Source organism: Pseudomonas sivasensis (genome assembly GCF_013778505.1).
GTDB lineage: Bacteria > Pseudomonadota > Gammaproteobacteria > Pseudomonadales > Pseudomonadaceae > Aquipseudomonas > Aquipseudomonas sivasensis.
Genome location: NZ_JAAOWU010000025.1, coordinates 14130 through 36488 on the forward strand (window position 1 = coordinate 14130; position 22359 = coordinate 36488).

A 22359-nucleotide genomic window follows, 5' to 3' on the forward strand; every position below is an offset into this window, starting at 1 on the left:
CATGACTATCTTGGTAATCGCAGAACACGACAACAAAGTGCTGGCCCCGGCCACGCTGAACACTGTTGCTGCTGCCGCCAAAATCGGTGGCGACATCCACGTGCTGGTAGCAGGCCAAGGCGCTGGCGCCGTGGCTGAAGCCGCAGCCAAAGTGGCTGGCGTGAGCAAAGTACTGCTGGCCGACAACGCCGCTTACGCTCACCAACTGCCGGAAAACGTCGCTCCACTGGTTGCAGAGCTGGGCGCTGGCTACAGCCATATCCTGGCTGCCGCTACCTCCAACGGCAAAAACATCCTGCCACGCGTTGCCGCGCAGTTGGACGTTGACCAGATCTCCGAGATCATCTCGGTTGAAAGCGCCGACACCTTCAAGCGCCCGATCTACGCCGGTAACGCCATTGCCACCGTGCAATCGACTGCTGCCGTCAAAGTCATCACCGTGCGTGCCACCGGTTTCGATCCGGTTGCTGCTGAAGGTGGTTCGGCTGCCGTTGAAGCCGTCTCCGCTGCCCACGACGCTGGCACTTCCAGCTTTGTTGGCGAAGAGCTGGCCAAGTCGGACCGTCCTGAGCTGACCGCTGCCAAGATCGTCGTATCCGGCGGTCGTGGCATGCAGAACGGTGACAACTTCAAGCACCTGTACGCCCTGGCCGACAAGCTGGGCGCTGCGGTTGGCGCTTCCCGCGCCGCCGTCGACGCAGGTTTCGTACCCAACGACATGCAGGTCGGCCAGACCGGCAAGATCGTGGCGCCACAGCTGTACATCGCCGTCGGTATCTCCGGCGCGATCCAGCATCTGGCCGGTATGAAAGACTCCAAAGTGATCGTTGCGATCAACAAGGACGAAGAAGCACCGATCTTCCAGGTGGCTGATTACGGCCTGGTGGCGGACTTGTTCGAAGCCGTACCTGAGTTGGAGAAGCTGGTCTAATCCAGCCGCTTCACTTATAAAGAGCCCGGTCTTGCGACCGGGCTTTTTTTTGTCCGGCCTTTTTGAATATCGGAGAAACCGCCATGGAACTGCGTCCCTGGGCACTATTGCTGGGCCTGTCGCTGCTGCCGAGCCTGACCTTGGCCGCTGGCAAATGTGAGCGCCTGGTGATCACCGGCAGCCCTGACGCACCGCCCTTGTTATGGCGCGACCCCCAAGACCCCACGCACCTGATCGGCGCCACCGCCGACGTGCTCCAGCAAGTGGCAAAGGACCTAGGGTTGAAGATCGACCTGCTTTACGGCGGCAAGCGTTCCCAGGCCTTGGATGAGGTGCGCAGCGGCCGTATGGATATATTCGCCGATACGCCGCTAAACCTCGGCGAGCTGGAAAATCTTGATTACATCCACCCGGCGTTGGTGCAGACCGATTATCTCGTCTGGACGCGCAAAGACTCGGCACTGGTCTACACCACAGCTGCCGACCTGCACGGGCACAAGGGTGCAGTATCGGAGCGTTCCCGTTTTAGTGCCGGATTCGAAACCTTCGCCGGTGAGCAACTGACCTTACAGCGCCTGCCGACGTTGACTCCGGCGTTCCAGAAACTGCTGCTGGGGGAGGTGGAGTACGTGCTGGCGGGACGTTATTCCGCAATGGCCATGGCTCAGACACTGGGCATGAGCAACGACCTGATCGCCCGCGATGTTCCGATCGATCAGCCGGGGCTGTACCTGGCGATTTCCCACAACTCGGCCTGCAATGATCCGTGGTTGCGCGGACAGCTCACCAAAAAGATGACAGAATTGCCCGGGTCTGGTGTGACGGAAGCCGCGCTGCAGCGCAATCTGGAGCGTTGGAAAGCGCAATTGCAACAACCCGTCGGCACCCCAACAAAGTAGGGATTTTCAGTGACTCTTCGACCTTTTTTCGCGGCCCTCGCCGTTGTCGCTCTGGCGGGATGTGCGGCCGATCCTGCGCCGAATGAACAAATTCGCCTCACCCAGCAAGCCCTGGAGCAAGCCAACGCGGTGGGTGCCAGCGCCGATGAATCCCCTGAACTGAAGCTGGCCGAAGACAAATTCGCCCAGGCCAAGGCCGAAATGGCCGACCAATCCTACAAAGACGCGCGCATGCAGGCCGAACAGGCCGAGTTGGACGCGCGCCTGGCCGAAGCCCAGGTGCTGACTCGCAAGAGCCAGGAACAACTGAACGTGCTTAACACCCGCATCACGCGCTTGCGCAAGCAATTGCAGTTAGGGGAAGCCCAATGAGTCGGATGATCCGTGGAGTGGGTTTTACCGTGCTGCTGGGCAGTGCGGTGCTGGGCGGTTGCGCCAGTCACCCGAATGGCGAGCAAGCCTTGCAACAGGCCGGCAGCGACTTCCAGAAGGTTAAGGAAGACGCCAACGTGCTGCGCATCGCGCCTAAAGACGTGATTCGCGCCGGTGAATCCCTGGCGCGGGCTGACCGCTTGTCCAGCTACTGGGGCAGCGGCGCCGACGTGGTGCATTACGCTTACCTGAGCCAGCGCTACAGTGCCATCGCCCGTGAACACACCGAGCAGGCACTCAACGAGGAACGCGCCGCCAAGCTCGAACTGGAACGCCAGCGCCTGCAACTGGCCCTGCGTGAAAGCAAGCTGATCAGCGTGCAGCAACAGGGCAAATGGCTGGAAGAACAGATAGCCAGCCTGACCACCACCCAGACCGATCGTGGCCTGGTGATGACCTTGGGCGATGTGCTGTTCGATACCGGCGAAGCGGAGTTGAAGAACTCGGCCAACCGCACCGTGCTGAAAATCGTGCAGTTCCTGCAATTGAACCCCAAGCGCGTAGTGCGCATTGAGGGTTACGCCGACAACACCGGCGGCCAGCAGGAAAACCTCAAACTGTCCCGTGACCGCGCGCAATCGGTGGCCGATGTGTTGGTGGATCTGGGAATCGATGAAAAGCGTATCCAGGTCGAAGGCTATGGTGACCAATACCCGGTGGAAGCCAACGCCTCCGAACGAGGTCGCGCGCAGAACCGTCGGGTCGAGATTGTGTTTTCCGACGAGAAAGGCCAACTGGGCGCCGCTCGCTAAAGTCTTGTACCGATCAAAACTGTGGGAGGGGGCTTGCCCCCGATGACGGAATATCAGTCACCGAAAAGGCTGACTGAACCACCGCAATCGGGAGCCAGACCCCTCCCACAGTTTTTTCGTATACACCTGAAAATTCTATCCGACACCCTTACAGTTTTTACTGTCACTCCCGCGCGCGCTCGACTATTGTGGCAACTGTCCCCGTACACTTTCAAACTGTGCCGGTATGTTTCACACAAAAATAAAATACCCGTGAAATCGAGTGCTGCGTCATGACCAATCTGTTGCTTTACCAACGTATCGCCCAGCAACTGGCTGAGGACATCCGACGCGGTGTCTATCAACCGGGTGAGCGCGTGCCCTCGGTGCGCAAGATGAGCTCCCAGCTCAATGTGAGCCACGCCACGGTATTGCAGGCTTACGCCAACCTCGAAGACCAGGGGCTGATCCGGGCGCGGCCGCAGTCCGGCTACTACGTGCACCAGACGCCAGCGCTCACGGCGCCGACACCGGACATCGCACGGGTCGAGCGCCCAGGGTTGGTTACGCGCAGCAGCATCATTCAGCAGGTCTTGGGCGAATCGCGCCGCGAAGGCGTGTTCCCGCTGGGCGCTGCCGTGCCGAGTGTCGACTACCTGCCGGTGCGGGCGCTGCACCAGCAGTTGGCCAAGGTCACGCGGTTCCAGAGCCCGCGCGCGTTCAGTTATATGTTCAGCCCAGGTTTCGAGCCGCTGCGCCGCCAAGTGGCGATCCGCATGCGCGATGCGGGCGTTGTGGTGGACCCGTCCGAAGTAGTCATCACCCACGGTTGTGTCGATGCATTGCAGATGTCTTTGCGCGTGCTGACGCGCCCCGGCGACTTGATCGCGGCTGAATCACCGACGTATTACGGCTTGCTGCAACTGGCCGACTTGCTGGGCCTTAAAGTCATTGAGATCCCCAGTGATCCGTCCACCGGCATGAGCCTGGAGGCCCTGCAACTGGCAGCCAACCAATGGTCGATCAAGGCCCTGGTGCTGACCACGCGCCTGAGCAACCCCTTGGGCGGCACCATGCCCGAGGAGCGGCAGAAACAGTTGCTGCGCCTGGCGTCGGATTTCGATATCCAGATTGTCGAGGACGATATCTACGGCGAGTTGATGTTCGAAATCGGTCGCACCAAGGCCCTCAAGGCCTACGACCGCCTGGACCGGGTGATCTATTGCTCAAGCTTCTCCAAGACGTTGTCGCCGGGTGTGCGTATCGGCTGGATGATCGCCGGTAAGTACCAGCAGGAAATCCAGCGTCTGCAGATGTTCAGTACCCATTCGGCATGCAGTGTCACCCAGATGGGCGTGGCGGCGTACTTGGAGAACGGCGGCTACGACCGGCATCTGCGCTACATCCGCCAGGAATACCGCAAGAATCTCAGCGCCTTCCAACTGGCAGTGCAGCAGTATTTTCCCGAAGGCACCCAGATGACCCGTCCGACCGGCGGTTTTATCCTGTGGGTCAGTTTGCCCGGACGCGTCAATACCCAGGAACTGCACGTGCGCGCCCTGCAACAGGGCATCAGCATCGCGCCGGGGTTGATCTTCAGTAACACCGAGCAGTTCAACCACTGTATTCGCCTTAACTGCGGCACCCCGTGGAACCGCGAGGCAGAGCGGGCGCTGATGACGTTGGGGATGCTGGCCAGCCAGTTGTGTCAGGAAACCGCGGCAGGATTTTGAGGCGCTGAAAGGGGACAACTCCGATAGCTGGCTAATCACCGCCCTTGTCATGGCGCGCACAACAAGCGAGCATATGGCCCTCTGCCGTTAATGCTGTAGGCGATATGACCTCGATTGTTCGTGCTGTTTTGGTGATTGGCCTGTTAAGCCTGTGCAACGTCAGCACAGTGCTGGCGGCGGCACCTGTGACTGAAAACAAGCCTGCTGCCACTACCGAGCAGAACGCTCCGGCAAAGAAACCAAGCCCCGCCAAGCAAGCCTCCGTTACGAAGAAACAAGCCGCCACGGCGAAAAAGCGTGCAGCGAAGGCGAAAAAGTCCAAGTCAGCCCAGGAAGTGGCACAGACCAAGCTGCCACCGGCACAGTTGGATCTGTCGCTGCCGTCGGACATGGTCAGGCACCTGCAGCCCCTCGGCACCATGCCCAAGCCCCAGAGCGTGCCGTTGCTGCCGCCGATGTTTGGCGAAAAGCCCACCGACAACAGTGCCTTCCAGATCAATGGCCGTCTGCTCAGCAATGAGATGAAGCTACAACTGCGGAACGAAGAGCGCCGTGACGTGGAAGGTGCCGCGCTGGAATTCGAGTTCAAGCAATAAACGTTTCCTATAGACGTGACGCAGGCCAATGACCATCTGTCGCAGACTGGTCAGTCATGTTTTTTTTATGCGAAAAACCCCTGTTAGACCATTTTAAAACGGCTGTTTAAGGGCGTACTCTAGCCCGGCCATCCCTATTGAGTCGTCGAGGACCTGCTGGTCATGAATTGCCGTGAAGGCTGTGGCGCTTGCTGCATCGCTCCCTCCATCAGTTCGCCATTACCCGGAATGCCCCATGGCAAACCGGCGGGCGAACGCTGCCTGCACCTGTCGGTCGAACAGCTGTGCCAACTGTTCGGCCAACCGGAACGCCCGGCGGTGTGCAGTGATTTCAAGGCGGATATCGATGTCTGCGGCACCGACCAAGCTGACGCGATCCGGTTGATCGGCTGGTGGGAGCAGATGACGGCGGCTTGATGGGCTTTACTATCGGAACTTCAACAATAAGGAATACAACAATGGGTTCGCTGAAACGAATGGCTGTGCTGTGCGGGTTTACGGTGTTGTTCGCTGCCACTGCCCAGGCTGAGGATTGGCAAGTCGCCAAGGATGAGGACGGTATCAAGATTTCCCTGAGCGAAATCGCCGGCTCCAAGTACAAGGCGTATCGTGGTGTGACCGTGATCAAGGCCCCTGTCGCCAAGATCCAGGCCCTGCAAGAAGATGTGGCAGGCGCCTGTTCATGGATTCATGAGTGCAAATCCCAGAAGCTGGTGGACAAGAAAGGCGATGAGGCCTGGACTTACACCCAGTTCAAGGCGCCGTTCCCGGTGACCGATCGCGATTCGTATATCCATGTCACCACCACCAAGGACGCCGATGGCAGCGTGACCCGCAAGTTGCAGGGCGTGCCTACCTACAAGCCTGAAGAGAAAGGTTACGTGCGTGTTGCCCAGGTTGAGGGTTTCTGGAAGCTGGTGCGTAAAGGCGCCAATGAAACCGAAGTCACTTATCAGGTTCACACCGAGCCAGGCGGCAGCGTGCCTTCGTGGTTGGCGAACAAGTTTGTGGTGGACGCGCCGTTCAACACTTTGAAAGCCTTGAAAGAACACGCTGAAAAATAAGTGCAGTTGATCAGGTGTCTCCGGACTTGAGCGGAACGTTTTCCGGGCCCTCAAGGTCCAGATAGTTGTAAGCCCAAACACGGGTTTTATCGAGGAGGCACCGATGCAAAAGTGGCAGATTACCTTCGTTGATGATCACGGCGTCCAGTCCGTGGAGCAGTTCACCTGCGACCAAAAGCCCAGCCTCGAAGATGCGGCACACATGATTCGCAACAAGTTGGTCCCCGTCGCAGCAGAACTCGACCTCAATGACCTGGAGGGCCGCAAGCCCGAGCCTACGGTCAAGATCCTGAAAGACCAGAACAGTATCCAGATCCTCGATATCTCGCCCGCCGTCTGAACATTCCCGCTATGCCATCCATGCGCCTCTGGTGGAGGTGATAGCTTCGCGCTACTCTGCAAGTGAGATCAGCGAATGAATCGCTAAGGTCTGGTCTTGTCAGCTACATGCTTGTTTTCCTGCGGTGATGTTATTGCCGTGGTGCCCGCGCCAGCAGCGCGCGGGGCTTTGGGAAGCACGGAAAGTCTATCCATCAGTTTGAGGAGGACGTTTCATGAGCACAGCCTATCAAGAAGACATCAGCACCAACGTTCTGCGCCGCATGAAAGAGGGCGGCTTCGACTTTTCACGCTTCCACCCCATCGAGTTCTACGCCATTTTCCCGGATGAGGAACGGGCGCGCAGGGCTGCGGGTGAGTTTCGTGGAGAGTCGCTGAATGCCCAGGTCAGCGCGCGCGACGATGGCGCCTGGTACCTGGAACTGAGCAAAATCATGTTCGCCACCTACGACGGCATAGGAGATTTCGAGCAGGACTTTGAGGCGGTGGTCGAGCCGCTGGGCGGGATCATCGAAGGATGGGGCGTCAAGCAGGAGGTGCGTGGGTTACCCATGTAGCGCAATTGTATGAGTAACGCAGCGTATCGGCTGACCTTAGGGTCGGCCGATTTTGTATGGGTTGCGAGAAAATTCCTGGAACTTGCGCTGCCTTTTCGTGCACCAAAAAAAAAGCCATCCTAAAAGGATGGCTGAAAGGGAAGACCTTAGGAGTCAGTCAGTACACGAGCTGTCACGGTACCGAGTGTGCAAGGGGTAAAGCTGTAGGAAAGATCCTGTTCAGCTGATGGAGGCGATTATCCGCACCCTTCGTCGGGCAGTGAAATCAACTCTGGCTATGCTGTTGATAGTCAAAGCCTGCATTGCGATGAAGCGTGCAGCAATACGACGGGCGTTCTGCGCACCAGGACGGTGCGATCAGCGCTGCGCTTTTATTTAACTCACTGATTTTTAAGTGTTTATGCCGCTGGCACGGGCCTTGCGATGGTTCTTGCGTCCGGGTGACAAGGAGTACGGCATGATCCGCACTTATTACGACGAAATGTACGATGGAGCGGGGCAGGTCCGCCCCCATTACCGCGAGTTCGCCCGCTGGTTAGCCGAGACCCCTGCAGAACTGCTGGCCCAGCGCCGGCGTGAAGCCGATTTGCTGTTTCATCGCGCCGGTATCACCTTCACGCTTTATGGCGACGAGCAGGGCACCGAACGCCTCATTCCTTTCGACACCATCCCCCGCAGTATCCCCGCCAGTGAGTGGCGAATTGTGGAGCGCGGCTGTATCCAAAGGGTCAAGGCGCTGAACATGTTCCTTGCCGACCTGTACCACGAGCAACGCATCATCAAGGCTGGGATCATCCCCGCCGAACAGGTGCTGGCTAACGAGCAATACCAGTTGGCGATGCAGGGCCTGGACCTGCATCGCGACCTGTATTCCCACGTCTCCGGGGTCGACCTCGTACGCGATGGCGACGGCACTTACTACGTGCTTGAAGACAACCTGCGCACACCGAGCGGCGTGAGCTACATGCTCGAAGACCGCAAGATGATGATGCGCCTGTTCCCCGAACTGTTCGCCGCCCAGCGCATCGCGCCCATCGACCACTATCCCAACCTGTTGCTCGACACCCTTAAAAGCTCCAGTCCTTTGGATAACCCCAGCGTGGTGGTGCTGACGCCGGGGCGCTTCAACAGCGCGTTCTTTGAACATGCGTTCCTTGCCCGGGAAATGGGTGTGGAACTGGTGGAGGGCGCCGATCTGTTCGTACGTGATGACCGCGTCTTCATGCGCACCACCGACGGACCTAAGGCGGTGGACGTGATCTACCGCCGTCTCGATGACGCGTTCCTCGACCCGCTGGCCTTCAACCCGGATTCCATGCTCGGTGTGCCGGGCCTACTGGCGGCCTATCGCTCCGGCAACGTGGTGCTGGCCAACGCCATCGGCACCGGGGTGGCGGATGACAAGTCGGTGTACCCCTTCGTTACCGAGATGATCCGTTTCTATCTGGATGAAGAACCGATCCTAAAGAACGTTCCTACCTTTCAATGCCGTAAGCCTGACGAATTGTCCCACGTACTGGCCAATCTGCCGGACCTGGTGGTCAAGGAAACCCAAGGCTCCGGCGGCTACGGGATGTTGGTGGGGCCGGCGTCCACGGCGGCTGAAATCGAAGCGTTCCGGGCGCGAATCAAAGCCAAGCCTCATGCCTATATCGCACAGCCGACCCTATGTTTATCCACCTGCCCGACCTTTGTCGAAAACGGTATCGCCCCGCGCCACATCGACCTGCGCCCGTTTGTGCTGTCCGGCAAGGAAACCCGTGTGGTGCCGGGTGGCTTGACCCGCGTGGCGCTGCGCGAAGGTTCGCTGGTGGTCAACTCGTCCCAGGGCGGCGGCACCAAAGACACCTGGGTGGTTGAGGACTGAATGCCATGTTGAGTAGAACTGCCTCGGATTTGTATTGGATGTCGCGCTATCTGGAGCGTGCGGAAAACCTCGCGCGCATGCTCGATGTCAGTTATTCGCTGTCGCTGATGCCCCAGGATGGGCGCGGCGATGGCCTGCATGAATTAGCCATGCCGCTGCTGATCACCGGCACCCTGGATGATTACCGCGAGCGCCACGGTGAATTGCATGCCGAACGCCTGCTGCACTTCTTTGCCCTGGACGCGGCCAACCCGGCGAGCATCTACAGTTGCCTCGGCTCGGCGCGGGCCAGTGCCCATGCGGTGCGTGGGCGAATTACCGCCGACATGTGGGAAAACATCAACGCCACTTGGTTGGATATTCGCGATATCGCTCAGCAAGGTCTCAGCCGCTACGGTATGAGTCGCTTCTGTGAGTGGGTTAAGGAACGCTCCCATCTGTTTCGAGGGGCGACCTACGGCACCATCATGCGCAACGATGCATTCCGTTTCATTCGTTTGGGCACCTTTATCGAACGCGCTGACAACACCCTGCGTTTGCTTGATGCGCGCTATGAAATGGCCGGCGACCGTGCTGAAGCCGTCACCGATGGCACGGCCCACGCCTACTATCAATGGAGTGCCTTGCTGCGGGCGTTGTCGTCGTTCGAGGCCTACACCGAGATCTATCGCGACGCCCCTGGCGCTCGGCAAGTCGCCGAATTATTGCTGTTACGCGCCGATGTGCCGCGCTCGCTGCGTGCCTGCAGTGAAGAAATCGACCAGATCCTTGCCAGCCTGCCCGGCCTCAACGGTCGACCGGCCCAGCGCTTGGCCGCCGAAATGGACGCGCGCCTGCGCTTTACCGCGATCGATGAAATCCTTGAGGAAGGCCTGCACGCCTGGCTGACCGACTTTATCCCCCTGGTCCGCCAATTGGGCGACGCCATCTACAGTTCCTACCTGGAGGCGGCATGAGACTCTCCATCAGCCACGAAACCACCTACCACTACGAGGACCAGGTTCGCGCCAGCATCCAATACCTGCGCCTGACGCCCCATGACAGCGAGCGTCAGCACGTGCTCAGTTGGCAACTGGACCTGCCGCGCCCGGTGCGCGCCCAAGTGGACCCGTTCGGCAATATCCTGCACGTGTTGACTCTGGACGAGCCCCATGACGCCATCATCATCGGCGCCCGTGGCCAAGTGGATATCGACGAATTACGCGAAGCCGAGCATGAGAGCCAGTCGGCGTTTCCGTTCCTGCGTTGCACGCGCCTGACTGAACCGGATGACGCCTTGCGTGGCTTCGCTGCACAGCATTGTCATCAGCGTCGTGATCGCACCGCGCTGATCGACCTGATGCACGCGCTCAACCAAGCGATGGTCTACACGCCAGGCGCTACTGAGGTCGACACCTGCGCCGCCGAGGCCTTCGCTGGGGCTGCGGGCGTGTGCCAGGACCACACCCACGCGTTCCTGGCCTGCGCACGCAGCCTGGGCATTCCTGCGCGGTATGTGTCGGGGTATTTGTACACCGAAGACAGTACGCATCTGGCCAGCCACGCCTGGGCCGAAGCCTGGTTGGATGACGCCTGGTACAGTTTTGACGTGACCAACCAATTGGCGCGCCCGGAGCGGCATCTCAAGCTGGCTGTGGGCCTGGATTACCTGGATGCCTGCCCCGTACGCGGCATGCGTCGTGGCGGCGGGCATGAGCAAATGCACGCCAAGGTGTTTGTGGCGCCGACGCCGGTGGTTTCTGTGCAGCAGCAATAAATGATGAGTGGTCGTGGCTTGTTGGGGGGAGAGAGCTTTCTTTGGTGAGCGGGCTTGCCCCGCGCTGGGCTGCGAAGCAGCCCAAGACCATCCGCCGCGTAATGTCTGCCAGACAAAATTCTGCTGTATTGGGGCTGCTGCGCAGCCCAGCGCGGGGCAAGCCCGCTCACTACACGAAAACTATCTTTCGAAGGAGGCTGGCTCAGGGCTGCTGCTTACGCCCCGCCATATGCTTCAAATACCCCACCAACAAATCCAGCTCGCTGTCAGGCAATACACTGGCAGCGAACGCCGGCATCTTCGCCTGGGGCCAATGCCTCAAACTCTGCGGATCACGGATATAGCGCTTTAGGAAATCCCCACCGAAATATTCGGTAGGGCTGTAGGGGATATTCAGATCCGGACCCACCTGCGCATCGCCTGCGCCATTGAGGCGATGGCAGGCCAGGCAGTTTTTCTGGAACAGTGCAAAGCCCTGGTTGATGGGATCATTCGCCGCCAGTTCCGGATCGGGTAGCAGCGCGGGGAAGCGCTCGGCTACGGTCTTCAATTGCTTGATTGTCGAGACTTGAAACGGCCACTGCTCGGGGCTGATGTGCCCCGCTTGCGGGTCGGTCCACACCAGATAAAACGGGCCGGCACTGTGTTTGCCATCGGCCAGGGCGGGCCACGGTTTGGCCGGGTCTTCCACGGCCAACCACGCGCGGGCGCCGTTTTGTTCCAGCAGCGGTGCGGCGGTCAGTTCTGCAGCGAAGCCATCCAGGGCAACCGCTTGCACATGGCTCTGTGGCGTTAGGCCTGGTAAGAGCACCGCCAGCGGCACCGCGCGATAGGTCATGTTGCGCTTGTAGGAAACGTCATCGACGATCTGCACCGTCTGCGCATCCGGATGCTTGAGCAGGTCGGCGGTCTGCCAGGTCTTGCGGGTGTGGTCCAGTTCGATAGTCAATTGCGCCGCGGCTGCGGGCAGAGCAAGCAACAAGGCTAAGAGTGCGAAGATCGGTTTCAAGACAGAGGCCCCGGGTTAAGTGGCGATGGGGCTCACGATACCGGAAAAACGCGCGTAAAAAGGCAGCCCCTGCAACGGGGTCGCTATGCACGAAGTCCCGGCAGGTGCTGCCAAAAAGCTGCAATCCTGATGCACAAAGCGCGGAGGGTAGAGGGTCACCCAATGACCTTGGTCAAATTGGGCAGGATCAGAATCAGTGTGGTGGCGAACAGAATAAGTCCCGCCTGACGTACTTTCGAATGCTTGAACATGGCTGACTGCCTTTTGTTGTTATTCCTGAGCGTCAAATACGTGCCGTTTTATTTCAGTATGGCGCTATGACGTGTCACTTTTCTTACAGTTGCTCCAGCAAAACCCGGCAGCAACATCTTACTGATTGAACCTTAGAGCCCTCGTTCTTCGCGGCTTAGATCCATTTCATATCAGCTAATCAGGATTTCAGCTTAAAAAGGCATGAGGCAGAACGCCATCTTGGCGCCAATGCCTTGGCTAGACAGCTAAAACGATTAATCAGCCTATGCGCTTAGAGGCCTACCGTTCGTCCGAGCGTGGGGGTCAAAAGCAATGAGCGCATCCGTCATTGAAACCGTGTCAATCGGGCCTAAGGTAAGGGCACTACTGCGCAATGGTTCGAGGATGTCATGACCCAAGCTTTGATCTTTGATGCGATACGCACGCCCCGGGGCAAAGGCAAGGCAGACGGCGCCTTGCACAGCGTGAAACCGGTAAATCTGGTGGCAGGTCTGCTCACGGCGCTGGCGCAACGCAGCGACCTCGACACCCACCAAGTGGATGACATCGTGCTCGGCTGCGTCACCCCAGTGGGCGACCAAGGCGCCGACATCGCCAAGACCGCCGCCTTGGTAGCGAACTGGGCGATCAGCGTGGCTGGCGTACAGGTCAACCGCTTCTGCGCCTCGGGCCTTGAAGCAGTGAACCTGGGGGCGATGAAAGTGCGCTCCGGCTTTGAAGACCTGGTGGTGGTTGGCGGAGTCGAGTCTATGTCCCGTGTGCCCATGGGCAGCGATGGCGGTGCCTGGGTGCTGGACCCGCAGACCAACCTGCACAGCCACTTCACACCCCAAGGCATCGGCGCGGATCTGATCGCCACCCTGGAGGGTTTCAGTCGCCAGGATGTCGATAGCTTTGCCCTGCAGTCCCAGCAGAAAGCAGCCAGGGCCAGTGCCGACGGTTCCTTCAGCAAGTCGTTGATCGCGGTGCAGGACCAGAACGGTATTGTCCTGCTGGACCATGACGAATTTATCCGTGGCGACTCGACCCTTGAAGGCCTGGGCAATCTCAAACCGAGCTTCGAGATGATGGGGCAAATGGGCTTCGACGCTACGGCTCTGCGGGTCTACAGCCATGTGGAACGCATCAACCACGTACATACCCCGGGTAATAGCTCCGGCATTGTCGACGGCGCCGCACTGATGTTGATCGGCTCTGAAGCGAAGGGGCGCGAACTGGGCTTGCAACCGCGGGCGCGCATCGTCGCCACGGCAGTTACCAGCACTGATCCCACCATCATGCTCACGGGGCCCGCGCCAGCCACACGAAAAGCCTTGGCCAAGGCCGGTTTGCGCGTGGAAGACATCGATCTGTTCGAGGTCAACGAGGCCTTTGCCTCAGTGGTGCTCAAATTCATCAAGGACATGGGCATCGATGCCGCACGCGTCAACGTCAACGGCGGTTCCATCGCAATGGGCCACCCGTTGGGCGCCACTGGTTGCGCGATCCTTGGCACTCTGCTTGACGAGCTTGAAGTGCGCCGGCAGCGCTACGGCCTGGCCACCCTGTGTGTCGGCGGTGGCATGGGCATCGCCACTATTATCGAACGTCTCTGAGCCTAAGGAATTTCTAATGACCGATGCCATTCGTTACGAAAAAGGCCAGGACCAAATTGTGGTGCTGACTCTCGACATGCCCGGCCAGAGCGCCAACACCATGAACGGTGTTTACCGCGATGCCATGGCCGCTGCGGTTCTGCGCCTGGAGTCGGAAAAGGACCACATTGCCGGTGTGATTATCACCTCTGCAAAGAAGACTTTTTTCGCGGGCGGTGACCTCAATGAATTGATCAAGGTCGAGAAGTCCCACGCCAAGGATTTCTATGAGAGCGTGTTGGTGCTTAAAGCGCAGCTGCGTCGCCTGGAAACCCTCGGCAAGCCGGTGGTGGCCGCGATCAACGGCGCGGCCCTGGGCGGCGGCTGGGAGATTTGCCTGGCCTGTCATTACCGTGTCGCGCTGGATGACAAATCGGTGCAGCTTGGATTGCCGGAAGTCACCCTCGGCTTGCTGCCGGGCGGCGGTGGCGTGGTGCGTATGGTGCGCATGCTCGGCTTGGAAAAAGCCCTGCCGTATTTGCTGGAAGGTAAAAAAGTACGGCCGCAACAGGCGCTCCAGGCGGGGTTGATCAACGAACTGGCGGTGGACCGCGATGGGCTGCTGGCCAAATCCCGCGCTTGGATTCTCGGCAATCCCGAGGCTAAACAACCCTGGGACAGCAAGGCGTACCAGATTCCCGGCGGCACTCCCTCGAACCCAAAAGTCGCGCAGATGCTGGCGATTGCACCGTCGATCCTGCGCAGCAAAACCAATGGCTGTTTTCCGGCTCCAGAGAAAATCCTCTGTGCTGCCGTTGAAGGCGCTCAGGTGGACTTCGACACCGCGCACCTGATCGAAACCCGTTACTTCACCGAGTTGGTCACCGGGCAAGTGGCGAAAAACATGATTGGCACCTTCTGGTTCCAACTCAATGAAATCAACGCCGGCAGCTCGCGACCCAAGGGTTTTTCACCTTACGTGACACGCAAAGTGGGTGTGCTTGGTGCCGGGATGATGGGGGCTGGAATTGCGTATGTCAGCGCCTGTGCGGGGATCGAGGTGGTGCTCAAGGACGTCACCCAGGCCGCCGCCGAGAAGGGCAAGGCACATTCGGCCGCGCTGCTGGACAAGAAGGCCAGCCGTGGGCAATTGACCGCCGAGCAGCGGGAAGCCACCTTGGCGCGGATTTACCCTACTGCCTCGGATGCTGATTTGGTCGGCTGCGATTTGATCATTGAGGCCGTTTTCGAAGACCGTGAACTTAAGGCCAAGGTTTCGGCCGCCGCGCAACGTGTGGTCGGAGCAGATGCGGTGATCGCCTCCAATACCTCAACGTTGCCCATCACCGGCCTTGCTAGAGCTGTGGCGGATCAAGGCAAATTTATCGGCCTGCATTTTTTCAGCCCGGTGGACAAGATGCCTCTGGTTGAAATCATCAAGGGCGCCCAGACCTCGGACGAAACCCTGGCCCGAGGTTTCGATTTCGTCCTGCAAATCAAGAAAACTCCGATTGTGGTCAACGACAGTCGCGGCTTCTTCACCTCGCGGGTGTTCGGCACGTTCACCAATGAAGGCATCGCCATGCTCGGTGAAGGTGTGGCCGCGCCGATGATCGAGACCGAGGCGCGCAAGGCCGGTATGCCGGTGGGGCCGCTGGCGGTGTCCGATGAAGTGTCCCTCAGCCTGATGAGCCATATCCGACAGCAGACGGCCAAGGATTTGCAGGCCGAAGGTAAGACGGTGCCAGGGCATCCGGCAACGGCGGTCATCGATCTGTTGGTGAATGAATACAAACGCGCGGGCAAGGCGGCGGGTGGCGGTTTTTACGAGTATCCCGCTGGAGGGCAGAAGTACCTGTGGCCGGAGTTGAAAGCCCGCTTTGAACGGCCGGGCCAGCAGATTTCGCCACAGGATGTGCGCGACCGTTTGCTGTTTATCCAAGCCATCGAAACTGTGCGCTGTGTGGAGGAGGGCGTGTTGATGTCCACCGCTGATGCCAATGTGGGATCGATCTTCGGCATTGGTTTTGCGGCGTGGAGCGGTGGGGCGTTGCAGTTTATCAATCAGTACGGCTTGAACGACTTCATCGCCCGTGCGCGTTATCTGGCTGAGCAATATGGGGAGCGCTTTGCGCCGCCAGTGTTGTTGCTGGAGAAAGCGGCGAGGAGTGAAGTGTTTCGGTGATTAATGGAGGGGCTTGCCTTGAAGGGGTGTTTCAAGGCAGGCTCTGGGTGTTCAATATTCCCATCGCCGTGTCAGGTATTTTTTATGTCGCTACGCGTCTGCATCCTGGAAACCGATATCCTGCGTCCAGGCTTGATCGATCAGTACCAAGGTTACGGGCAGATGTTCAAGCGCCTGTTCTCCAAGCAGCCGATTGCTGCCGAGTTTGTGGTTTACAACGTGGTGCAGGGCGAATATCCGTCAGACGATGAAGTGTTTGATGCCTACCTCGTTACCGGCAGCAAGGCCGATTCCTTCGGTACCGACCCTTGGATCCAGACCCTCAAGACCTACTTGCTGCAGCGCTATGAGCGTGGCGACAAATTGCTCGGTATCTGCTTCGGTCACCAGTTGTTGGCATTGCTGCTCGGCGGCAAGACTGAGCGCGCCAGCAAAGGCTGGGGCATGGGCATTCATGACTACAAACTCGATGCCAAGGCTCCGTGGATGAGCCCTGAGGTGCCTGAGTTGACGCTGTTGATCAGTCACCAGGACCAAGTCACCAGCTTGCCGGACAATGCCACGGTCATCGCCTCCAGCGATTTTTGCCCGTTTGCGGCGTATCACATTGGCGACCAGGTGCTGTGCTTCCAAGGCCACCCGGAATTTATCCACGACTATTCGCGCGAGTTGCTGGAGATTCTTCAGACAACCCTCGGGGAAACGGTTTACACGAATGGTGTCGCCAGCCTGGAGCGCGACCACCACGGCGCCACCGTGGCGGAATGGATGATGCGGTTTGTGGCGCACAAAGCTTAAAGCCAGCCCGAGCGTTTGAAACTGGCCCACAGGCTGGTGCATCCCACCGCAATAAACCCGAGCACCGCAAAATAGCCATAGTGCCATTGCAGCTCGGGCATGTTCTGGAAGTTCATCCCATAAATCCCTGCCACCGCGGTGGGGAATGCCAGGATCGCCGCCCACGCGGCAAACTTGCGCTGCACCACGCTCTGGCGTGACGCCTCCAGCAACACACCGATTTCGATCGTCTGGCTGGCGATGTCGCGCAGGGTGGTGAGGTCCTCCATCTGCCGTGTCACGTGGATCTGCACATCACGAAAATAAGGGCGCATGTTCTTGTCGATAAACGGGAAGCTCAGCTTCTGCAACTCCTGGCTGATCTCCACCATCGGCGCCACATACCGCTTGAGCCGCAGCACATCGCGGCGCAGACCGTGGATCTTCTGAATATCGCGTTCGCTCAGTGAACTGCACAGTACGTTGCGCTCCAGTTCATCGATCTCGGCGTGGATCGCCTCGCTGACCGGCTGGTAGTTTTCGGTGACGAAATCCAGCAATGCATAGAGTACGAAATCTTCCCCATGCTCCAGCAACAGCGGGCGCGCCTCACAGCGTTGGCGCACAAAGCCGTAGGACGCTGAGTGACCGTTGCGGGCGGTGATGATATAGCCGGTGCCGGCAAAGATATGGGTCTCGATAAACTCCAGCTTGCCGTTCTCGCGCACTGGTGAATAGGTGACGATAAACAGCGCATCGCCGAAGGTTTCGAGCTTGGGGCGGCTGTGTTTTTCCAGGGCGTCTTCGATGGCCAGTTCATGCAGGTTGAACTGGCGCTGCAGGTTGGCTAGCTCCTGGGCATCGGGCTCTTCCAGGCCGATCCACACAAAATGCCCGGGCTTGGCGGCCCAGGCGGCGCCTTCATCAAGGGTGATATCAGAGACTTTCTTACCGGCGCTGTAGACGGCGGCCGCAACAACTCTACCCATGGTGCTGATCACTTCTTGTTTGGAGGACAGATGTTGGGCAGCTTAGCTTGAATGGCGTTCCGTTGTAGACGTCGTTGCGGCGAGCTTTGTGTGGTGAGCGAGGTTGCTCGCGATGGGGAAGGAGCGCCCAAATAACGTGTTCAGGCGGACTGCACTTCGCGGTCCAGTTCTGCAATGCATGCATCCATCTGCGCCTGACACGCCTGCATCAACGCAGGGACGTCATTCGCTGTCAGCCCGGCTGTAGGAACGGGTGGCAAAGAACGTATGAGCACATCACCACTGTTCCAGCGATTAAGCTTCATATGAACGACGTAATTGCTGACGCACACCTGCACGATAGGTACACCCGCCGCAATCGCCATATGAAACGCGCCTTTTTTGAACGGCAGCAGGCCCTTGCCCAGATTGCGCGTGCCTTCCGGGAACACCCAGATCGACGTGTCTTTGTGTTGCAGCGTATGGGTGGTGGTCAGCATCGCACGGCGCGCCTTGTGCGCATTGCCGCGGTCGATCAACACATTGCCTGCGAGCCAGAACAACTGGCCGAACAACGGCACCCATTTCAGGCTCTTTTTGGCAATACACACTGTGCGATGGGGCACTACAGTGCCCACCACGAACAGGTCATAGTTGGACTGGTGGTTGGCGATGACCACGCAGGTGCCGGGCTTGTTGCGCAGCGAGTCGACATCGGCCTTCACGTTCAGTCGCAAGATGCGCATCGCGGGCAGCGCATACAGGCGCGCGCACAGGCGGCTGTTGTCCGGGTTGAACGGCCGGCAGATACCTAGAAGAACCCCGAGCACACCTGCCACCATAAAGTGCAGGCCCATCAACAACATACGCAGCAGAAAAAGCATCGACACGGCCTATCGGGACAAAAGGTGGCGCAGTGTACGGATGTGCACTGACTTCGGCAATTACCCAGGTAGAGGTCGGAGATAGGCGATGTTTAAGCGTATGTTTCAACATGTGCCGACACTGGCTGGCTAGAGCGGCTAGGGGCGTTTCGGATTTACGTGTAAGAAAAAGCCCGACACAAGGTCGGGCTCTGGCGCAGCAGGTGTAGGGACTTAGCTCAGGTTGTGACCCTGATCCTGGATAATTGCATCGTCCAAGGCTTCCAGGAGCGCTTTACGCACCTTCAACTTGGTGTGCTTGTGGGCATTCATATTGATCTTCTTCAACTGGCGCGCCGCTTCCAGTGCCGCTGCGTGCAGTTCTTCAGGCGCCACCACCTTGTCGAGGAAACCGGCCTGCAACGCGCCCTGCGGGTCAAACATCTCGGCATTGATCACCGAGCGGTGGAACGCCGACTTGCGCAGACGATCCCGCGCCAGCTCGATCCCTGCGTGGTGCATGGTCATGCCGATTGCCACTTCATTCAGGCCGATGCTGAACGGGCCTTCCACCCCAATCCGATAATCGGCCGACAGCAACAGAAACGCGCCCTTGGCCACGGCATGCCCAGGGCACGCCACAATTACCGGGAATGGGTGCGACAACAGACGACGCGCCAACGTCGAGCCCGACGTGACCAGGCCGATGGCCTCTTTAGGGCCTGCCGTCATCACTTTCAAATCGTAACCACCCGACAAAATCCCCGGCGTGCCGGTGATCACCACCACCGCCCGATCTTTCTCGGCTTGGTCCAGCGCTGTATTGAACGCACTGACAACATCCGGAGAAATGGCATTCACCTTGCCGTTGCTCAAGGTCAGGGTCGCGATACCGTCTTCGAGGTGGTAGGCAATCAACTCACTCATGACGCGGTTCCTTGTAGGACTTGTTATAGAAGAATGCAGCAGACGTTACCCAGCACGCCCGTTCCGGTAAAGCGCAATGACTGACTGGCCAGTCAGCCTTTTCCCGCATCCCCGGTCGCAAATGGCCTGCAGCAGGGCATAGTGCCCAGCGAAGACCCTCTGAACCCTCCCCGAGATTGGCATAATCACCGTCCTCCCGCGGGCCCATTCCGGTATAACCGTCTAACCGCATGAAAATTCTGAAAAAAACCTTTGCCATCAGAAAGGCTTTCGACTACATTAGCGCGCCTCGACAGACTGAACTGGTTTGACGAGATACGGTGAAGTGTCCGAGTGGCTTAAGGAGCACGCCTGGAAAGTGTGTATACAAGAAATTGTATCGAGAGTTCGAATCTCTCCTTCACCGCCACATTTTGAAAACGCAAGCCCCTGATTTTCCTAGAGAAAGTCGGGGGTTTGTGGTTTTTGGCGTCTGAAAAATGGCCATATGGGACAGATCTGGGACAGATGGCCGTTTTTCGCCTAATTAAGGGCTCCACCTTCGAACCGGCCTTGATTACAATCGGCCATCATCAAAGGGAGCTTGAACAATGACTGTTTATACCTGTACCCAGTGCGCTGAGCTGTTCCGTAAAAGCTATCTGAGTGGCAATTTCCCGGGTGGGAAGGAGAGGGAAGATATTGATTGTCCGGCGTGTGGCCACACAGTCGCCACGGAGATGACCAGTGCGGTAATAAGCACCAAGGCTCTCACGGCAGAGGAAAAGTCGGAGTACCAGGCTGGCCGAACGGCCGACTGATAGCGATTCGATTGCAAGCCGAATACTTAAAATGATTCGTAAAAAGCTAGTTAATCCGCTAACCAGTGAGAAATCTATTCCACTATCCGTTGAATAAGTGCTTAGCACTTGCTAAGATAACTTCGTCAGCACAGACCGGAACCTTGCAAGCAAGGGGTGCTGATTCGGAGGCCGAAACGCCTCTCCGAGCCTTGGCTGGATAAACGCGTAATGCGTGAAAAGATTAGACCGATAACGAAACACCTAAGCCCTGATGCGTAAGCAGCAGGGCTTTTTTTTGTCTAAAGGTTGATGCCTTGTGCCCGTTGGCTCAACACCCAGGATAAATTGTGGCGGGGTCCTTTGGTAGGCAGCGTTGGCCGTCCCCATTGGTCTACTTCATAGGCAGAGATGACGTGGATTTTCAGGGTATGGGTGGTGTTGTCTGGCTTGCTGATCTGCAAAAACAGAGCAAAATCATAGATATCCAGGCAAAAGTAGCGACGTTTATGCTTTTTATCGAAGTACAGAAGAACAGTAGCCTCCAGCATCCTTTGCTGAATCCACGGCACAATCTGTTGACTGCTATGCCACCTATCAACGCTAAAGTAGCGGCGCTCGCCCTGGTTTACGATCAGTTTTCCGGCCTGCTTGTCATCTGTAAAACAATGAAAACCGAAAGTGAAATTCATGGTGATGTTCAGAGCACCAATCGTGAAGACCTGGGTGAATGGATGCAGGTGCGACATTCCGTACACCCTTCCCTGGTCAACGATATCAGTCCAATTCATTTGCCGCTCTGCCCCCATGATCAAGAGGATCGAGGGTATGCGATTGAGTAGTGCTGTCAACTGATGAATGCCGTTTTGATAGCCTATAGATGTGACCTTTAAAGCTTTAAGGCTAACTCCAGCATCCCCACTACATCCGGACCATCCTCATTGATCCACGTCCCATAGTGCTGGCGGATCATGTTCCCGTTGGTATGTCCCATCTGTTCGGCGATCCAGTCAATCGACGCTATCCCCGTGGTCAGCAACTGGCTGGCGTACGTGTGCCGGCACTGGCCAGGCCCGCGATAGCGAACCCCGGCCGCGAGCAAGTGAGCCTTGAAAAACCTATCCCTAACCACGAAGTCGCTGACGTGCGGCAAACCGCTTTTCGTATTCAGGAAGACGAAGTGCAATTTATGTTGCCGCACCGTCTTGTTGTCCCGCTCAACGATATCAACGGTTTCTGCCTTCTTTTTTCGATTGAGTGCATCGATCTTCTGCAGCGCATCCCAGGCCGGAGCGAGTAGACGGACCTTACGCGTTGATCGCCGGGTTTTGGTCACCCGGTAAGCCCCGCGCACTTTGGACCGACGGAATGTCACCGTGCCTTGCTCCAGGTCGACATCCTCCCAGGCCAGGGCGATGGTCTCGGAAACCCGGGGGCCGCCCCATATCATGAACTGAACCATCAACAGCTCTTGTGTGCGGTTGGTGTGGGTTTCCAGGATCTGTTTGATTTCCGCCCTGGTGAACGGGTCGGGTGCCTCGGGATCTGGCAGTCGCACCATTAAACCCTCGGTCGGGTCGTGCGCCACTTTCATCCTGGTGCGATAGAGCCGGAACACTTGGCGGACGTTGCTGATGATGTCGCGGATTGTCTTATTTTTGAGCGTTTTCGACAGGGTTACCTGTATCCATTCCTGCAGATCCAGGTGGTCGATATTCTGGATTTGTACCTTCCCCCAGCGTGGCCGTACGTGAACCTCCGCCTTGTTGGCGTAACCCCGATAGCTGGAAGCCGCGACGCTGTTGGCTTTGATCTTTAACCACAGGTCCAGGTAGTGGCCGAATGTGTTTTCTACCAGCTTGACCGAGTTGGGAAAGTGCCGTGCGTAATCGAAGGTGCCGGCCTGAATCTCGTACTCGATGATTTCAACCATGCGCTTAGCCTGGGCCACGTTGGCCGGCGTGTTGCCGCCCGGGATTGCTTCCCGGCATTTCTCCCCGTTGTATTGAAAATAGATTCTCACGGATTTCCCGCGAGCTTCGACCCCACTCATGTAAACCCCTAACGCTGTGCTTGTGTATCGACAGTCTGACGATCGGAAACAAAAAGGCCCGTTTCCG

Annotated in this window: 22 protein-coding genes and 1 tRNA gene; 17 read left to right on the forward strand and 6 right to left on the reverse strand. The window is 58.1% G+C overall.

Annotated features, from left to right (window positions below):
- The first annotated feature begins 1 nt into the window (after position 1).
- From G9Q84_RS26670 to G9Q84_RS26730, 13 genes are all read left to right on the forward strand, one after another.
- On the forward strand, positions 2–931 hold the full coding sequence (locus G9Q84_RS26670) for an electron transfer flavoprotein subunit alpha/FixB family protein (protein WP_027603632.1): 930 nt from the start codon (positions 2–4) through the stop codon (positions 929–931).
- 83 nt (positions 932–1014) lie between these two features.
- Complete coding sequence (locus tag G9Q84_RS26675) at positions 1015–1830, forward strand: substrate-binding periplasmic protein (RefSeq protein ID WP_032887431.1); 816 nt, start codon at positions 1015–1017, stop codon at positions 1828–1830.
- A 9-nt stretch (positions 1831–1839) separates the two neighbouring features.
- Positions 1840–2202 carry a DUF4398 domain-containing protein gene (locus tag G9Q84_RS26680; protein ID WP_095185327.1) on the forward strand — a complete coding sequence of 121 codons (363 nt, stop codon included), beginning with the start codon at positions 1840–1842 and terminating at the stop codon, positions 2200–2202.
- A complete protein-coding gene (locus G9Q84_RS26685) occupies positions 2199–3014 on the forward strand; it encodes an OmpA family protein (RefSeq protein ID WP_032887435.1) in 816 nt (271 codons plus the stop codon). The genes G9Q84_RS26680 and G9Q84_RS26685 overlap by 4 nt, the downstream gene beginning before the upstream one ends.
- Positions 3015–3286: 272 nt before the next feature.
- Complete coding sequence (locus G9Q84_RS26690) at positions 3287–4726, forward strand: aminotransferase-like domain-containing protein (RefSeq protein ID WP_032887437.1); 1440 nt, start codon at positions 3287–3289, stop codon at positions 4724–4726.
- Positions 4727–4830: 104 nt separating this feature from the next.
- The gene (locus tag G9Q84_RS26695; protein ID WP_099602921.1) at positions 4831–5322 is read left to right on the forward strand and encodes a translation initiation factor 2; all 492 of its coding nucleotides are present in this window, start codon (positions 4831–4833) and stop codon (positions 5320–5322) included.
- Positions 5323–5484: 162 nt separating this feature from the next.
- A complete protein-coding gene (locus tag G9Q84_RS26700; RefSeq protein ID WP_032887441.1) occupies positions 5485–5739 on the forward strand; it encodes a YkgJ family cysteine cluster protein in 255 nt (84 codons plus the stop codon).
- Between the two features lie 41 nt (positions 5740–5780).
- Positions 5781–6386, forward strand: coding sequence for an START domain-containing protein (locus tag G9Q84_RS26705; RefSeq protein WP_181644362.1), 606 nt, complete (start codon positions 5781–5783; stop codon positions 6384–6386).
- 103 nt (positions 6387–6489) lie between these two features.
- On the forward strand, positions 6490–6726 hold the full coding sequence (locus G9Q84_RS26710) for a hypothetical protein (protein WP_032887444.1): 237 nt from the start codon (positions 6490–6492) through the stop codon (positions 6724–6726).
- Between the two features lie 214 nt (positions 6727–6940).
- Entirely contained in the window at positions 6941–7282 is a 342-nt protein-coding gene (locus G9Q84_RS26715; RefSeq protein ID WP_015885395.1) for a ribonuclease E inhibitor RraB, read from the forward strand.
- Positions 7283–7739: 457 nt separating this feature from the next.
- A complete protein-coding gene (locus G9Q84_RS26720; RefSeq protein WP_032887446.1) occupies positions 7740–9149 on the forward strand; it encodes a circularly permuted type 2 ATP-grasp protein in 1410 nt (469 codons plus the stop codon).
- 5 nt (positions 9150–9154) lie between these two features.
- Complete coding sequence (locus tag G9Q84_RS26725) at positions 9155–10105, forward strand: alpha-E domain-containing protein (protein WP_032887448.1); 951 nt, start codon at positions 9155–9157, stop codon at positions 10103–10105.
- Positions 10102–10905 carry a transglutaminase family protein gene (locus tag G9Q84_RS26730; protein ID WP_095185329.1) on the forward strand — a complete coding sequence of 268 codons (804 nt, stop codon included), beginning with the start codon at positions 10102–10104 and terminating at the stop codon, positions 10903–10905. Before G9Q84_RS26725 ends, G9Q84_RS26730 begins: the two co-directional genes overlap by 4 nt.
- Before the next feature lie 202 nt (positions 10906–11107).
- Here G9Q84_RS26730 and G9Q84_RS26735 read toward each other — a convergent pair whose 3' ends face one another.
- Positions 11108–11914 (reverse strand): c-type cytochrome, encoded by an 807-nt coding sequence (locus tag G9Q84_RS26735; protein WP_122757086.1) that lies wholly within the window; start codon positions 11912–11914, stop codon positions 11108–11110.
- Between the two features lie 641 nt (positions 11915–12555).
- On the opposite strand from G9Q84_RS26735, the gene G9Q84_RS26740 reads away from it, so the two are divergent.
- From G9Q84_RS26740 to G9Q84_RS26750, 3 genes are all read left to right on the forward strand, one after another.
- On the forward strand, positions 12556–13761 hold the full coding sequence (locus G9Q84_RS26740) for an acetyl-CoA C-acetyltransferase (RefSeq protein ID WP_095185331.1): 1206 nt from the start codon (positions 12556–12558) through the stop codon (positions 13759–13761).
- A 16-nt stretch (positions 13762–13777) separates the two neighbouring features.
- A complete protein-coding gene (locus G9Q84_RS26745) occupies positions 13778–15925 on the forward strand; it encodes a 3-hydroxyacyl-CoA dehydrogenase NAD-binding domain-containing protein (RefSeq protein WP_122757085.1) in 2148 nt (715 codons plus the stop codon).
- A gap of 84 nt (positions 15926–16009) precedes the next feature.
- Entirely contained in the window at positions 16010–16723 is a 714-nt protein-coding gene (locus G9Q84_RS26750) for an amidotransferase (protein ID WP_032887456.1), read from the forward strand.
- Here G9Q84_RS26750 and G9Q84_RS26755 read toward each other — a convergent pair.
- The 3 genes from G9Q84_RS26755 to G9Q84_RS26765 all read right to left on the reverse strand — a co-directional run bounded on the left by G9Q84_RS26755 (position 16720) and on the right by G9Q84_RS26765 (position 19460).
- Positions 16720–17691, reverse strand: coding sequence for a magnesium and cobalt transport protein CorA (locus G9Q84_RS26755; protein ID WP_032887457.1), 972 nt, complete (start codon positions 17689–17691; stop codon positions 16720–16722). The two genes, G9Q84_RS26750 and G9Q84_RS26755, sit on opposite strands and share 4 nt — an antisense overlap.
- A gap of 140 nt (positions 17692–17831) precedes the next feature.
- Complete coding sequence (locus tag G9Q84_RS26760) at positions 17832–18554, reverse strand: lysophospholipid acyltransferase family protein (RefSeq protein ID WP_032887459.1); 723 nt, start codon at positions 18552–18554, stop codon at positions 17832–17834.
- 213 nt (positions 18555–18767) lie between these two features.
- A complete protein-coding gene (locus G9Q84_RS26765) occupies positions 18768–19460 on the reverse strand; it encodes a crotonase/enoyl-CoA hydratase family protein (protein WP_032887461.1) in 693 nt (230 codons plus the stop codon).
- A 319-nt stretch (positions 19461–19779) separates the two neighbouring features.
- On the opposite strand from G9Q84_RS26765, the gene G9Q84_RS26770 reads away from it, so the two are divergent.
- Positions 19780–19869 (forward strand) — tRNA-Ser (locus G9Q84_RS26770).
- A gap of 672 nt (positions 19870–20541) precedes the next feature.
- Here the strand turns inward: G9Q84_RS26770 and G9Q84_RS26775 are convergent.
- Together G9Q84_RS26775 and G9Q84_RS26780 are read right to left on the reverse strand one after the other, a co-directional pair.
- Positions 20542–21030: a hypothetical protein gene (locus G9Q84_RS26775; protein WP_181644363.1), complete on the reverse strand. Its 489-nt coding sequence runs from the start codon at positions 21028–21030 to the stop codon at positions 20542–20544.
- 98 nt (positions 21031–21128) lie between these two features.
- Positions 21129–22292 carry an Arm DNA-binding domain-containing protein gene (locus G9Q84_RS26780; RefSeq protein ID WP_181644364.1) on the reverse strand — a complete coding sequence of 388 codons (1164 nt, stop codon included), beginning with the start codon at positions 22290–22292 and terminating at the stop codon, positions 21129–21131.
- Positions 22293–22359: the final 67 nt, after the last annotated feature.

What these genes read in the sequence shown, in the direction of transcription:
- G9Q84_RS26670 (WP_027603632.1), top strand. Translation starts at nt 2, where the DNA reads ATGACTATCTTGGTAATCGCAGAACACGACAACAAAGTGCTGGCCCCG.
- G9Q84_RS26720 (WP_032887446.1), top strand. Translation starts at nt 7,740, where the DNA reads ATGATCCGCACTTATTACGACGAAATGTACGATGGAGCGGGGCAGGTC.
- G9Q84_RS26755 (WP_032887457.1), bottom strand. Translation starts at nt 17,691, where the DNA reads ATGGGTAGAGTTGTTGCGGCCGCCGTCTACAGCGCCGGTAAGAAAGTC.
- G9Q84_RS26760 (WP_032887459.1), bottom strand. Translation starts at nt 18,554, where the DNA reads ATGCTTTTTCTGCTGCGTATGTTGTTGATGGGCCTGCACTTTATGGTG.
- G9Q84_RS26715 (WP_015885395.1), top strand. Translation starts at nt 6,941, where the DNA reads ATGAGCACAGCCTATCAAGAAGACATCAGCACCAACGTTCTGCGCCGC.
- G9Q84_RS26695 (WP_099602921.1), top strand. Translation starts at nt 4,831, where the DNA reads ATGACCTCGATTGTTCGTGCTGTTTTGGTGATTGGCCTGTTAAGCCTG.
- G9Q84_RS26780 (WP_181644364.1), bottom strand. Translation starts at nt 22,292, where the DNA reads ATGAGTGGGGTCGAAGCTCGCGGGAAATCCGTGAGAATCTATTTTCAA.
- G9Q84_RS26675 (WP_032887431.1), top strand. Translation starts at nt 1,015, where the DNA reads ATGGAACTGCGTCCCTGGGCACTATTGCTGGGCCTGTCGCTGCTGCCG.
- G9Q84_RS26730 (WP_095185329.1), top strand. Translation starts at nt 10,102, where the DNA reads ATGAGACTCTCCATCAGCCACGAAACCACCTACCACTACGAGGACCAG.
- G9Q84_RS26750 (WP_032887456.1), top strand. Translation starts at nt 16,010, where the DNA reads ATGTCGCTACGCGTCTGCATCCTGGAAACCGATATCCTGCGTCCAGGC.
- G9Q84_RS26685 (WP_032887435.1), top strand. Translation starts at nt 2,199, where the DNA reads ATGAGTCGGATGATCCGTGGAGTGGGTTTTACCGTGCTGCTGGGCAGT.
- G9Q84_RS26725 (WP_032887448.1), top strand. Translation starts at nt 9,155, where the DNA reads ATGTTGAGTAGAACTGCCTCGGATTTGTATTGGATGTCGCGCTATCTG.
- G9Q84_RS26765 (WP_032887461.1), bottom strand. Translation starts at nt 19,460, where the DNA reads ATGAGTGAGTTGATTGCCTACCACCTCGAAGACGGTATCGCGACCCTG.
- G9Q84_RS26745 (WP_122757085.1), top strand. Translation starts at nt 13,778, where the DNA reads ATGACCGATGCCATTCGTTACGAAAAAGGCCAGGACCAAATTGTGGTG.
- G9Q84_RS26690 (WP_032887437.1), top strand. Translation starts at nt 3,287, where the DNA reads ATGACCAATCTGTTGCTTTACCAACGTATCGCCCAGCAACTGGCTGAG.
- G9Q84_RS26700 (WP_032887441.1), top strand. Translation starts at nt 5,485, where the DNA reads ATGAATTGCCGTGAAGGCTGTGGCGCTTGCTGCATCGCTCCCTCCATC.
- G9Q84_RS26740 (WP_095185331.1), top strand. Translation starts at nt 12,556, where the DNA reads ATGACCCAAGCTTTGATCTTTGATGCGATACGCACGCCCCGGGGCAAA.
- G9Q84_RS26710 (WP_032887444.1), top strand. Translation starts at nt 6,490, where the DNA reads ATGCAAAAGTGGCAGATTACCTTCGTTGATGATCACGGCGTCCAGTCC.
- G9Q84_RS26705 (WP_181644362.1), top strand. Translation starts at nt 5,781, where the DNA reads ATGGGTTCGCTGAAACGAATGGCTGTGCTGTGCGGGTTTACGGTGTTG.
- G9Q84_RS26775 (WP_181644363.1), bottom strand. Translation starts at nt 21,030, where the DNA reads ATGAATTGGACTGATATCGTTGACCAGGGAAGGGTGTACGGAATGTCG.